This is a genomic window from Caulobacter sp. GSs2 (assembly GCF_058680895.1).
In genome coordinates this window covers 3,768,362-3,781,521 of sequence record NZ_CM178725.1, presented here as the reverse complement: position 1 = coordinate 3,781,521, position 13,160 = coordinate 3,768,362, and the positions used below count along the sequence as shown (strand labels likewise).

The window sequence follows — 13,160 nt, the reverse complement described above, 5'->3', positions numbered from 1 at the left end:
CCTAGTCGGCCAAGAGCGTGAGACTGAGACCAAGGCCGACCCCAAGGCCGACGCCCGCCCCGACGCGCGGATGGCGACGGGTCATGGCCGTGACAAAGGACGAAGCGCCCCGCACCTGCCCCATCAGCCCGGGCTCACAGGCCATGATGCCGTCAAAGCGGCGCGACAGACGGGTCAGGCCCGGAAGGCCGGTCGGTCCGATGGCTCGGGGACGGGTATGGATCATGCCTTCGAACACCGGCTCGGCCGGCTCGGCGAAGTCGCGCTTGTAGGCCTCGCCGCCAGGCCCGAAATCAACCCGGGCAATCCCCTGTTCCGCAGCCGCGCGCAGGGTCTCCAGGGTCATCAGGCTGCCCGGCGAGTAGCGCGCATAGGCCGTATCGTAGGTCGGAAACCACAGGTGATGGCGATCGCCGCTGGTCAGGCCCAGCTCGGCCGCGACGATCGCGTCGCCGGCCCGCAGAACCGCCAGCTTCAGGCCAAAGTCGGCTTCCCCAGACTCGGCCAGGCGGTGCAGCAGGGCGCCGGTCCAGCCGCAGGCGAAGATGTCGTACTGGTGGGTCCGACGAAGCTGCTGGCGCTTGCCGGCGATGATCCGGTCCAGCATCGCGGCGGTGGGCGCATCGAAACTGAAACGCACGGGCCCGTGGTCACGCTCGAGCGCCCGCAGCCGGCGGCGCTTGTCCTTGAGGAATCCCGCGCTGCGTCCGGCCTCATAGGCCGGAAAACCGGCAGAAACGTCGGCAGCCATGGCGTGGCGCACCGAAAGCCCGCGCCCCTCGTTCGTTCCCGGAGCGATCAAGCCGCCAAAGCGCGCACGCTCGGCGCCGAGCTTTCTGAGGATATCGGTCAGGTCCAGGCGGGTGTCGGCGGATGCGACCAGGCCATGACTGTCGCTCATCGGCGCGGCCAGGGGCTGGATCAGGGCGCCGCGCCGCTGGAACGGTAGGAAGCCCTCGATCTCGTCGCCCCGCCGGATCACCGCAATGGCCGCGCCGGGCGCGATCTGGCCGGCGACGTCGAGGTAGCGAAGGTCGAAATAGGGGCTGCCCAGCAAGGGGTTGGCCCGACGCAGGGCGTTCCACCGGGCGCGTTCCGGCGCGCCCAGCTCTGACACCTTGACCGCCTCCACGGAAATCCCGTCGTGCAAAGCCCGCTCCCCGAAAGTTGCGGGAGGTTACAGCGACCTTTCCTAACAATCGCTTTAGTTGAGCGACTCGTCCCCACAGGCCGCGCTGAGACGCACGGGAACCGACTTGTAGGCCGGCGTTCCGCTGCGGGTGTCGCGATCGTCCAGATCGACCAGGATATTGGTCTCGGGATAATAGGCGGCCAGGCATCCGCGCGGGATGTCGCGCGCCACCAGGGTGAAGCCGCGCACCACCCGCTGGCCGCCGGCGTCGAAGGCGGCGGCCAGGTCGATGCGATCGCCGGACGACAAGCCGCGCGCGGCGATGTCATCGGGATTGGCGAACACTACGTCGCGCCGGCCGAACACCCCGCGATAGCGGTCGTCCAGGCCGTAGATGGTGGTGTTGTACTGGTCGTGGCTGCGCAGGGTGGTCAGGATCATCACGCTGGCGTCGCCCTGGCGCGGGTCACCGGCCTTTGGCGCGTGCGCCATGAAATTGGCCTTGCCCGAGGCGGTCTTCCAGACCCGATCCGACGGCGGCACCGGCAGGCGGAAACCGCCGGGAACGCGGATGCGCTCATTATAGTTGTCAAACGTGCCCGGAAACACGCGGGCGATCAGGTCGCGGATGCGGTCGTAGTCAGCGACCAGCCCCGACCAGTCGACGGCGTCATCCTGGCCCAGCACCGCCCGGGCGATGCCTGCGACAATGGCCGGCTCCGACTTCAGCTGCTCCGAAGCCGGCGGGTTCAGGCCCTTCGAAGCATGGACCATCGACATCGAGTCCTCGACCGTCACCGCCTGGCGGCCGCCGGCCTGGATGTCGATCTCGGTGCGGCCCAGGCACGGCAGCAGCAGGCTCTCCTGGCCGACCAGCAGGTGGGTGCGGTTGGGCTTGGTGGCGATGTGGACGGCGAAGTCCAGCTGGCGCATGGCCGCAAAGGTGCGGATCGGATCGGGCGCCGCCACGGCGAAATTGCCGCCCAGGCCCAGGAACACTGTCGCCTCGCCCCGCTCCATCGCCTCGATGGCCTCGACCACGGTGTGGCCATGCTCGCGCGGCGGCTCGAAGTCGAACACGTCGCGCAAGGAATCGAGCAGGGCGGCCCCCGGCTTCTCGGCCACCCCGACAGTGCGTGCGCCCTGCACATTGGAGTGGCCCCGCAGCGGACAGATCCCCGCCCCCGGCCGGCCGATATTGCCCTTCAGCAGCAGCAGGTTGACCAGCTGCTGCACCGTGCCCGACGAGTCCCGATGCTGGGTCAGGCCCATGCCGTAGCAGAGGATGGTCGCCTTCGACCGTGCATAGACGCCGGCGGCCTCCTCCATCTGGGCGCGCGACAGGCCGGAACCCGCTTCGATCTCCTCCCAGGTCAGGACGTCCAGCGCCTCGACCAGCGCCTCGAAGCCGGCGGTGTGCTCGGAGATGAAGTCGCGATCGACGGCCTGCAGGGCCAGCACCGCCTTCATCATGCCCTGCACCGCCAGGGCGTCGCCGCCGATGGTCAGCTGGTAATAGGCCGAAGCGATCGGCGTCGAAGACAGGGTCGCCATCTCCATCGCGTCCTGCGGCGAGGCGAACTTTTCCAGTGATCGTTCACGCAGCGGATTGAAGGCCAGGATCGCCGCGCCGCGCTTGGACGCCTCGCGCAGGGTTCCCATCATCCGGGGATGGTTGGTGCCGGGGTTGTGGCCAAAGCACAGGATCAGGTCGGCGTGGTCGAAATCCTCTAGCGTCACCGAACCCTTGCCCATGCCGATCGAGTCCGGCAGGCCCACGCTGGTCGGCTCGTGGCACATGTTGGAGCAGTCGGGGAAATTGTTGGTCCCGAAGCGCCGGCCCAGCAGCTGGTACAGAAACGCCGCCTCGTTGGAGGCCCGGCCCGAGGCGTAGAACTCGGCCTGGTCCGGATGCTCCAGCGCCCGCAGCGCCGCCCCGGTTCGCGCGAAAGCCTCGTCCCAGCTGATCGGCCGATAGCGGTCACTGGCGGCGTCATAGGCCATGGGCTCGGTCAGCCGGCCCAGGTCCTCGATGGCGTGATCGCTCCAGGTCAGCAGCTCGCTCACCGTGTGGCGCTCGAACACCTCGGACGTGGCGCGCTTGCTGGTCGCCTCCCAGGCCACGGCCTTGGCGCCGTTTTCGCAGAACTCGAACGAGCTGGTGTGCTTGGGATCAGGCCAGGCGCAGCCGGGGCAGTCGAAGCCCTCGGGCTGGTTGGCCGACAGCAGGGTGCGCCCGCCCTCGATCACCGTCTCCTGATCGGAAAGGGCCCCAGCAACAGCCTTCAATGCGCCCCAGCCGCCGGCCGGGCTGTCATAGGCGCGAACGCCTGGGATCTTGGAATCGGCCATCAGACGCTCTCCAGCTCGACTTCGACCAGACGGTCGGCGCGGGTGAACACCGTGTGGCCGTCAGACCGGGCCAGGGCCACCAGGGTCAGACCCGCCTCCTCCGCCTTGCGGATGGCCAGATCGGTGGGCGCCGACACCGCCACCAGGATCGGGCAGCCGATACGGACGGTCTTCTCGATCATCTCGAACGAGCAGCGGCTGGTGACCAGAACAAAGCCGGCGTCGGCGTCGAGACCGCTGGCGGCCATCGCCCCGGCCAGCTTGTCCAGGGCGTTGTGACGGCCGACATCTTCGCGCGACAGCAGGATGCGTCCGCCAGCGTCGGCGAAGGCGGCGGCGTGGGTCGCCCGCGTCAGCCGGCCTAGGGTCTGGGTTTCGGCCAGGGCGTCGAGCGCCCGCTGGATCGCCGAATGCGCCACGGCCCTGCCCTCGCCAACCTGCGGCAAGGGCCGCACGGCGTCGGCCAGACGCTGCACGCCGCACAGCCCGCAGCTGGACCGCCCCTCAAGCGTGCGGGGCCGGGCCTTGCGGGGCGCGGCCTGCGGCGCAAGCCGCACGTCGGCCATCAGGCCCAGTTCCGCCTGCGTGACCTCGATGGCCAGGATGTCGCCCGCGCCGGCTATGGCTTCGGTCAGGGTGAAGCCCCGCGCCAGATCCTCGATATCGGCCGGCGTCGCCATCAGCACCGTGTGGGGCCGGCCGTTGAACGACAGCCCCACCGCGACCTCGTCGGGCACGGCGCGCTCAATCGGCTGGATCTGGGCGCCGGCGCGCCACTGGGCGGCGGCGCGATGGGTGACGGAAGGCATCGGCATGGTCATGAACCTATCGCGCCGCGCGGCTCTCCGTCACGACAAATGCTGATCCTGGAATCTGCCGCTAAAGCGAGACCGCACGGGTTCGCAGCCTCGCCGGTCTGACCGGCAAGTTGGGGAGGCGGCGGAGCGTCCGGGCCAGGCCCGGAGGAGTGTGTAGAGGAGTACCGTTTCGGCCGTGGCCGGAGCGCTCCGCGCGGCTGTTATCCGATGAGCCCTCGGGGCGCGGGGTTTTAACCCGCTCCCGAAAGAGGCCCCAGGCGGGCGGAGGGGAAGCGACCCCTCCGGACCGCGCGGGCGATTTCAGCCCGCGCCTGCAGCGCCTGTACGGGCGTCGCCGAAGGGTGTTCCCGGCGGTCCGGATCCGGCTTCATCACGTTCGGTCCCCGCAGGACCGCTCCGCTCCGCCAGACCCCATCGGGCCTTCAACGACGACCGACGGGCGCGACCCGCTCGACCGCCCCCACCCCCCGTCAGGTCGCCAGCTGGACGGCCTCCCCAGTGGTGGGACGAGGAGAAGTATGCGGGCGTTTTGGAGGGGGCTGCGTCGATTTTGGATCGTCACGCTGGGTGCGGCGGCTAGGGCGTTGATTTTGCTGGGGTCGGGGCGGGGTTATCCCCGTGCGGGCACGGGGATAGAGGTCCGGCGTCTTCTCCCTTCCCCCTCGATGGGGGAAGGGTCGGGGATGGGGGTGACAGAGGTTCAGGATGAGGCGCGGCCGGCCTGAAATCGTCCAGCGGGGTCACCCCCATCCCTGCCCTTCCTCCATCAAAGGGGGAAGGGTTGTGCTTTGGCTTCAAAAGTCGTGGCCAGCCCCGCCCCCGCGTCCACCAAACCCCGTCATACCGGGGCTTTGTCCCCGGGAACCATGGTTCAGCCGCCCCGCCCCCGATCACCCCGCACCGCCCGTGCGGCGGACGGATGGGTCCCGGGAACAAGTCCCGAGATGACGGAGATTGTAGGTTCTGAGCGCGAAGCCGCCGCCCCTCGCGCAGAGCCATCCTTAAATCTCACGGCGAGACGATCTCACCAACCTTGAGGTCGGGTTTCCTGTGACCGGGCGCTCTACCCCGTCCTGTCGGTGCGAGCCTCGGTGACGCTGGGCGAGCGACCGGACACGGCGCTCGGCTCTATTGAGTGCACTGTCACCGTAACCCATCCTCCGTTCGCTGTTGATCAGCGTCGGATAAGCAGCAGTCCGGTCCTGACCACGGCCCAGAGCGCCGCGATGGCGGATGAGAGGGCCAGCAGAACGCCGACGTCCGGGTAGAACATATAGACGGCGGTCAGGGTGACGCCGCTGAGCCCCGGCATGGTGACGACCAGAACATAGCTGAGGCCCAGCAGGGCCAGGGACGGGACGACCGCGACCGCCATTGTGGCGACGGTCAACCGGCGTTCCGCACCGACGTTCCGTCCGAGCAGGTTCCGGATCGACAACGCGCTGCCCAGGGCCAGCAGCAGGGTCAAACCGAGCGTGCCCCACAGGCGCAGGCGATTGACCCCGGCCGGCGTGATGGCCTCGGCGGGCAGGCCCAGCGCGTAATTGACCGTCCCGCCCACCAGATTGCCTTCCAGGCTGCCGGACATGTTGGTCAGGACGATCACGCCCTGCCTGGTTCTCGGGTCATAGGCGACCCGGGACCAGAAGCCCGGATTCAGCCCGCCGTGGAAGATCAGCCGCCGGTCCTTGATCGTGTCGAACTCCCACCCGAATTCGTAGCCGCCCCGGCGCTCCCGGGAGAGGGCTTCAGAAAGCGAGGCGGGGACGATGCGCGTGTCGCGCCCGAACACCGCAACCAGATAGGTCGCCAGATCTTCGGCGCTGGCCGTGACGCCGCCCGGCCCGGCCATCATCCGGCCGGCGACGAAGTCGCGCTCGACCGTCTGTCCGAACCATTGGGTATGGCCGACGGCGGGGCGGGCCGATCCGGGTTTCGGCGCCTGGACGAACGAATTGCGCATGCCCAGCGGACCGAAGATGCGGTCCTGCAGGACGTCTTCATAGGGGCGTCGCTCGACGGTCTCGATCAGATGGGCAAGCAGGGCGTAGTTGGCGTTTGAATAGGCGAAACGGTCGCCGGGCCGGGTCTGGAGCCTTGCGGCCCGGAGCTTGAGCGTGGCCTGGGCCATTGCATCCGCTCCCCGGTCGGTGGTCGACTGGCTGCGGTTTCCGTCCAGGGTCGACAGGCCGCTGCGATGGTTCAGCAGATGGCGGATGGTGATCCGGTTTGAGGCCGCCGGGTCAGCGGTCCTGAAGGTCGGGATGTATCGGATGATCGGATCATCCAGCGACAGTCGCCCCTCATCGGCCAGTTGCAGCACGACGAGGGCTGCAAACGACTTGCTGACCGAGCCCAGCTGAAAGGGGGTTTGCGCCGTCACGGGCGTTCCGGCGTCATCGGCGCGCCCCAACCCCCTGACATGCGTGACCCGGCCGTCGGAGAACAGCGCCACCGCCGCGCCCGGAATGTGCAGGTCCGCCATCCCCCGTTCGACATAGGCGTCCACCTGCTTGGCCGACGGAACGGATGGCGTCGCGGCCCTGGCCGGGATGACGCCCGCCGACATCACCAGCGCCATAGCGACGGCCGCAACAGCTTTGAGGCTGAGCACCGCCCCCGAAATCGATCCTGTCACCCTGCAACGCTCCCTGATTGACCGGAGCTGCTTGAACCGGATCGCGGTGACGTGTCTGTTCGCCTTCGCGAACGGGACGGGTCCATTCGCGAACGGAGCGTGGCGTGACGGGGGCAGGAGCGATCAGAGGGCTGGCGTCGCTCAGGCTGGGCCGGTCGGGCGGCGTGGAACTGCTCGCCCTGGTCCTGTTCGGGGTCTTCCTGGCCACGATCGCGCCGTTCGGCACGGCATCTGCCCCGGGCCCGATGCGCCACCTCTACTGGCAGTTGGCCGTGGTCGGCGGCGGGGTGATCGCGGCCCTGATCGAGATGGGGCTGGCGGCGCGCCTGTCCGGGCGACCCCGGCTGTTCCTTGTCTTGCAGCTGGCGATCATGACGCCGGTGATCACGGCCTGGGTCTCGCTGCTGCCGGTGGTCCTGTTCGGTGATGCGGTCTCGGCCGCGCGGTTCCTGCGGCTTCTTCCCGAAGTGCTGGCGATCAATGTCGCCGCCGTGGTCCTGACCGTGTTGACACGCAAGGCGCTGAACCGGGGTGACACGCGGTCGTCGGCGCCCGAAGGTCTGGCTCCCCTCGCCATTCGCAGCAAGCTTCCGCCCCGGCTGGCGCGGGCCTGTCTGGTCGCGGTCGAGGCCGAGGATCACTATCTGCGCATTCGGACTGAGGCGGGGTCGGCCCTGGTGCTGATGCGGCTGGGGGATGCGCTGGACGTCCTGTCGCCCCTCGACGGCTTTCGCACACACCGGTCCTGGTGGGTCGCGCGCACCGCCGTCCAGACGGTGCGATGGAAGGGCGGGCGGGGCACCCTGGGCCTGTCGGACGGGTCACTCGCCCCGGTCAGTCGGACCTATGCCGCCGCGCTGAAAGGGACCGACTGGGCTGCCGATACCGACTGAGACGGGGTCCGGCGGCCGGCCGCCCAAAGCAAAAGGCCCCGGCGTTTCCGCCGGGGCCTTCGCAGTCTTTAGCCGTGGCTAGAAAGTCGAGACTACTCGACGATCTTGGCAACCACGCCAGCGCCGACGGTGCGGCCGCCTTCGCGAATGGCGAAGCGCAGGCCCTGGTCCATGGCGATCGGGGTGATCAGCTCGACGTCCAGCTCGGCGTTGTCGCCCGGCATGATCATTTCCACGCCTTCGCGCAGCTTGATGATCCCGGTGACGTCCGTCGTGCGGAAGTAGAACTGCGGGCGATAGTTGGTGAAGAACGGGGTGTGACGGCCGCCTTCTTCCTTGTTGAGGATATAGGCCTCAGCAACGAACTTGGTGTGCGGGGTGATCGAACCGGGCTTGCACAGCACTTGGCCGCGCTCGACGTCTTCGCGCTTGGTGCCGCGCAGCAGAACGCCGACGTTGTCGCCAGCTTGACCCTGGTCCAGCAGCTTGCGGAACATTTCGACGCCCGTGCAGGTCGTCTTCTGAACCGGACGGATGCCGACGATTTCGACTTCTTCGCCGACCTTGACGATACCCTTTTCGATACGACCCGTGACCACGGTGCCGCGGCCCGAGATCGAGAACACGTCTTCGACAGGCATCAGGAACGGCAGGTCCAGCGGACGCGCCGGCTGCGGGATGTAGTCGTCAACCGTCTGCATCAGCGCCAGGATCGACTCTTCGCCGATCTTGGGGTTGCCACCGTCGATGGCGACCTTGGCCGAGCCCTTGGTGATCGGAATGTCGTCGCCCGGGAAGTCATACGAGCTGAGCAGCTCGCGCACTTCCATCTCGACCAGTTCCAGCAGCTCTTCGTCGTCGACCAGGTCGACCTTGTTCATGTAGACGACCAGGGCGGGCACGCCGACCTGACGGGCCAGCAGGATGTGCTCGCGGGTCTGGGGCATCGGGCCGTCGGCGGCCGAAACCACCAGGATCGCGCCGTCCATCTGCGCGGCGCCGGTGATCATGTTCTTCACATAGTCGGCGTGGCCGGGGCAGTCGACGTGGGCATAGTGACGGTTGGCCGTCTCATATTCCACGTGGGCGGTGTTGATCGTGATGCCGCGGGCCTTTTCTTCGGGCGCAGCGTCGATGTCGGCGTAGTTCATCGCCTTGCCGCCGCCGGTCTTGGCCAGCGTGATGGTGATCGCAGCCGTCAGCGTCGTCTTGCCATGGTCAACGTGACCGATGGTGCCGATGTTGCAGTGCGGCTTGTTACGTTCGAACTTTTCCTTGGCCATGGTCTCTACCTTGCGCGCCGGCGGCTATGAGTGTGGGTCGTTATATAGGGAGCTGGAGCGGGTAGCGGGAATCGAACCCGCATCCTCAGCTTGGAAGGCTGCTGCACTACCACTGTGCTATACCCGCCCATACACCCCATCGGGCTAGCGGGGTCGCGGTCGGCTCCCGGTCTCTGGCTTTGGCGTCCATCTCGATCGCCATGAGGACGTTCAACGCGCGTGGTGGGGGAAGCAGGACTCGAACCTGCGAAGGCGTACGCCAGGGGATTTACAGTCCCCCCCCTTTGCCACTCGGGACATTCCCCCAGCGCGCGTTGAGCAACCTCAGTGCGACCCTTCCCTTTCCGGAACCAGCGGCGAACCGCTCGTCACGAAAAAGGAACAAAAGCTTCCTTGAGCTGGGTCGGACGGTGCTAAAGCAGCGCCGTCCTGGCTCGCGGAAACCCTCAGGGCCCCAAATCGGAGCGCGTCTTATAGTGTCCTCTCATTCCGAACGCAACGACCGCCGGAAGCCTTCTGCGCCAGGACGTGATTTTAGTCACAAGCCTCGGAATAAGCAGAGCTTTTCAAAGGGTGGCGAGGACGCAAAGGACTGGATCTGGGGGACTCATGCCGTAGAGGCGGCCCTGAAGAACCCCGCCAGACCCGCTCCGAAGCGCCTTCTGGTCACCCCGGATCGGGCCAAACGACTCGCGCCGGATGTGGCCAGACTCCCCTGCGTCCAGATCATGGAAGGCAAGGATATCGGCCGCGAGCTGCCGCAAGGCGCCGTGCACCAGGGCATCGCCCTGAAGATCGACGAGCCCGAACCGCTGTCGATCGCTGAGCTGGGCTCGCCCGCCCAGGGGGTGATCGTCATGCTGGACCAGATCACCGACCCCCAGAACATCGGCGCCATCTTCCGCTCGGCCGCCGCCTTTGGCGTGCGGGGCGCCATTCTCCAGGACCGTCATGCGCCCGCGCTGACGGGCGTGCTGGCCAAGACGGCGGTCGGGGCCGTCGACAAGGTGCCCTATGTCCGCGTCGTCAATCTGTCACGGGCGCTGGAGGAACTGGCCGACATGGGCTGGCGCGCCATCGGCCTGGCCGGCGAGGCCGAAGAAACGCTCGATAATGTGCTCGACGGAACCCCGACCGTACTTGTTCTGGGTTCGGAGGGCGAAGGCGTACGCCGTTTGGTCGCAGAGCATTGTGATGCCATGGGAAAAATTGCCATGCCTGGGGGGTTTGAGAGCCTCAATGTGTCGGCTGCGGCGGCAATCGCGCTCTATGAGGCGTCCCGAGTTTCGCGCGGTGGATGAATTCGGTTCGTGAATCTTGCTTAACCGTTTTGATTTCGTCGCACGCTCATGCTTCTCTTACGGACTAGTGTTCCGCGAGCGCTGCTCGTCGGAAAATACTGGCATGGGATCGGGGGACCCGATGTTTGGACGTAATACGCGTTTGGCGGCTCTAAGCGCTTCGGCGCTGAGCGTCTTGGTGCTTGCCGGTTGCGGCGCTGGCGATGTGGACACCACACCGCCCTCGGCCATGGCCGGTTCGGGCGCCGAGACCTCACCTGATCTGATGGGCGCGCCGCCAGCGCCAGACGCCGCCTCGTCGCCCGACGGACTGCTGGGCGCGCCGACTGCGGCAAAGCCGCCTGTCGCCGTCACGGTCGACGCCTCGCCAAGCAAGAGTTCCACGCTGAAGACCTGGCGTCGGCCAGACGGGACCCTGGTGACGGCCATGCGGCCTATCCCCAACCCCAAGGAACGCCGCGCCGTTCGCTATGCGCCGCGCGCTTCATCCGCCCCGACCAACAGAGCCGCTGCGACGCCCGCGCCGGCCGCCAAGCCGGTCGCTCTGGTTGCGGCCAAGCCCGCGACCGTGGCCGCAGCGCCTGTTCTGAAGCCGGTCGCGCCGCTGGCCAAGGCGCCCGCCCTTCCCGCCGCCGCCCTTCCCGCCTCGGTCGCGACCAAGCCGCCGACCAAGCTCGAACAGCTTCAGGCCGCCGTCGCGCCGGAAGCCACCAAGGGCGCTGTCCTGGCTGCTGGAGACAGCCTGGGCAAGGGCGAGGCCGGGCAGGTGACCCTGTCGCTGCCCGCCACCCTGGGCGACATGATCAAGGCTCAGGCCGCCAAGCTGGGCCTGGGCAAGGCCGCATCCAACACCAGCGCCTATGCCAAGCTCGAAGGCGAAGGCTATGAGGTCACGCCGAACGGCAAGCAGACCGCCGTCGTCAAGGCCGGCGAGCCCACCACCTTCGCCTGGCAGGTCAAGCCGGGCGCGGAGGCCAAGGGCCAGCTGAAGTCGGAATTCGGTGTCGACCTGAATGGCGCCAAGACCGCGCAGTCCTTCTCGCTCGGCGAGATCGTCAAGCGCGTCGCACCGCTGCAGGAAGAGGCCAAGAAGAAGACCGAGGGTCTGCTTTCAAAGCTGAACCTGCCGGGCCTCGAAGGCAACGTCGTGCTGCCGGGCTTGGGCCAGACCCCGACGAAATCGGTTCTGGGCGGCGCCCTGGTATTGCTGGCCGTCCTTATCCTGGCGATCATTTCGCGCAACGCCATGGCCAGCCGCAGCAAGGCCGAGCGTCGCCGGAAGTTCCGTACGCTTACCGACTATGGTCGTAACGAGATTGAGGCCGACGGCGCGCCGACCACCGCGCACGTCTCCTATGTCAATCCGATGGTCGCCGCCGCCGGCGGCGCTCTGGCCGCCACGGCCGTGAGCCACGGCCATGATGACCATGCTCATGATACTCATGGTCATGACAGCCACGGTCACGACGACCATGGCCATGATGATCACGGGCACGATGCTCACGGACACGACGACCATGCCGCCGATCACGGCCATGACGCCCATGCCCGCGACGCCCATGCTCCGGCCGCGCATGTCGCCCACGTAGCCGCCGCTTCGCCGGTGTCGGCGCATGAGGATCACGGTCACCACGACGACCATGGCCACGACGCTCATGCGCACGACGACCACGGCCATGGCGACCATGCCCATGATGATCACGGCCATGCGGCTGACCCGCATGCCGGGGCTCATCCCGATCCGCATGCTCCGGCCGAGCACGTCGCTCATGTGACGCCAGTGGCCGCTGCGGCGCCCGTGTCGGCTCATGACGATCATGGTCACCATGACGATCACGGGCACGACGACCATGCCGCCGATCACGGCCATGACGACCATGCGCACGACGGTCATGCCAAGACCGATCACGCCCATGATCCGCATCATGGCAAGGAACTCGAGCACGCCCACCACTAGGTCGGACTTGCAACACCGCCCGCCCTGCCGCATGAGGGGTCATGTTTGACACTCTGATTGCCCAGGCGGGCGGGCTGGACGGCCCGTTCATGGCCTTCCTGCAGGTCTTGATGATCGACCTGGTTCTGGCGGGCGACAACGCCGTCGCCGTCGGCCTCGCGGCCGGCGGTCTGGCCGTCAAGGATCGCCGCAAGGTCATCCTGTATGGCCTGGGCGCGGCGGTCGTCCTGCGGATCGGTTTCGCGCTGATCACCACCTGGTTGCTGGGCGTGATCGGCCTGCTGCTGGCCGGGGGCGTGCTGCTGCTCTGGGTCTGCTGGAAGATGTGGCGGGAACTGCGCGAGCAGGCCACCCACGATCAGGCCGACGCCGTCGCGTCGATCGACGACGACCCCACGACCGAACCGCGCGCCCGCCCGGTGAAGAGCTTCAAGCAGGCCTTCATCCAGGTGCTGATCGCCGACGTTTCGATGTCGCTGGACAACGTGCTGGCCGTGGCCGGCGCGGCGCGCGAGCACCCCGGCGTCATGGTCTTTGGCCTGTTGCTGTCGATCGTTCTGATGGGCCTGGCCGCCTCGGCCATCGCCAGCCTGCTGCACAAGCATCGCTGGATCGGCTTTGTCGGCCTGGCCATCGTGCTCTACGTGGCCGTCCACATGATCTGGCAAGGCCACCGCAGCGTGGTCATCGACCTGGGCAAGGCCGAGACCTACAACGCCTCGGCCCCCGGGTTCATCGACATCGGCCCCGAAGAAGTGGCCGATCACATGAAGCACAAGAAGTAGA

General features: G+C 67.5%; 8 protein-coding genes, 2 tRNA genes and 1 pseudogene. 4 read left to right on the top strand and 7 right to left on the bottom strand.

The features are described 5' to 3' along the window. Position 1: 1 nt before the first annotated feature. The 4 genes from ACW17Z_RS18245 to ACW17Z_RS18230 all read right to left on the bottom strand — a co-directional run bounded on the left by ACW17Z_RS18245 (position 2) and on the right by ACW17Z_RS18230 (position 6,940). Positions 2-1,150: a GNAT family N-acetyltransferase gene (locus tag ACW17Z_RS18245; protein ID WP_492057043.1), complete on the bottom strand. Its 1,149-nt coding sequence runs from the start codon at positions 1,148-1,150 to the stop codon at positions 2-4. A 54-nt stretch (positions 1,151-1,204) separates the two neighbouring features. Further along, complete coding sequence (locus ACW17Z_RS18240; protein ID WP_492057042.1) at positions 1,205-3,484, bottom strand: FdhF/YdeP family oxidoreductase; 2,280 nt, start codon at positions 3,482-3,484, stop codon at positions 1,205-1,207. Continuing rightward, complete coding sequence (gene fdhD / locus ACW17Z_RS18235) at positions 3,484-4,305, bottom strand: formate dehydrogenase accessory sulfurtransferase FdhD (RefSeq protein WP_492057041.1); 822 nt, start codon at positions 4,303-4,305, stop codon at positions 3,484-3,486. Before fdhD ends, ACW17Z_RS18240 begins: the two co-directional genes overlap by 1 nt. Before the next feature lie 1,171 nt (positions 4,306-5,476). Then, a complete protein-coding gene (locus tag ACW17Z_RS18230; protein ID WP_492057040.1) occupies positions 5,477-6,940 on the bottom strand; it encodes a serine hydrolase domain-containing protein in 1,464 nt (487 codons plus the stop codon). Between the two features lie 104 nt (positions 6,941-7,044). Between ACW17Z_RS18230 and ACW17Z_RS18225 the strand changes: the two genes are divergently transcribed. Then, positions 7,045-7,833, top strand: coding sequence for a LytTR family DNA-binding domain-containing protein (locus ACW17Z_RS18225; protein WP_492057039.1), 789 nt, complete (start codon positions 7,045-7,047; stop codon positions 7,831-7,833). Between the two features lie 92 nt (positions 7,834-7,925). On the opposite strand, the gene tuf is transcribed toward ACW17Z_RS18225, so the two are convergent. The 3 genes from tuf to ACW17Z_RS18210 form a co-directional block, all read right to left on the bottom strand. Next, positions 7,926-9,116: an elongation factor Tu gene (tuf, locus tag ACW17Z_RS18220; RefSeq protein ID WP_419319979.1), complete on the bottom strand. Its 1,191-nt coding sequence runs from the start codon at positions 9,114-9,116 to the stop codon at positions 7,926-7,928. A 53-nt stretch (positions 9,117-9,169) separates the two neighbouring features. Next, a tRNA-Gly gene (locus ACW17Z_RS18215) sits at positions 9,170-9,243 on the bottom strand. 93 nt (positions 9,244-9,336) lie between these two features. Further along, positions 9,337-9,422 (bottom strand) — tRNA-Tyr (locus ACW17Z_RS18210). 170 nt (positions 9,423-9,592) lie between these two features. Between ACW17Z_RS18210 and rlmB the strand changes: the two are divergent. From rlmB to ACW17Z_RS18195, 3 genes and pseudogenes are all read left to right on the top strand, one after another. Then, a pseudogene (gene rlmB, locus ACW17Z_RS18205) lies at positions 9,593-10,430 on the top strand (23S rRNA (guanosine(2251)-2'-O)-methyltransferase RlmB). A 90-nt stretch (positions 10,431-10,520) separates the two neighbouring features. Beyond that, positions 10,521-12,374, top strand: coding sequence for a stalk-specific protein StpX (gene stpX, locus ACW17Z_RS18200; protein WP_492057038.1), 1,854 nt, complete (start codon positions 10,521-10,523; stop codon positions 12,372-12,374). A gap of 41 nt (positions 12,375-12,415) precedes the next feature. Next, on the top strand, positions 12,416-13,159 hold the full coding sequence (locus tag ACW17Z_RS18195) for a TerC family protein (RefSeq protein WP_492057037.1): 744 nt from the start codon (positions 12,416-12,418) through the stop codon (positions 13,157-13,159). The last annotated feature ends 1 nt before the right edge of the window (position 13,160 follow it).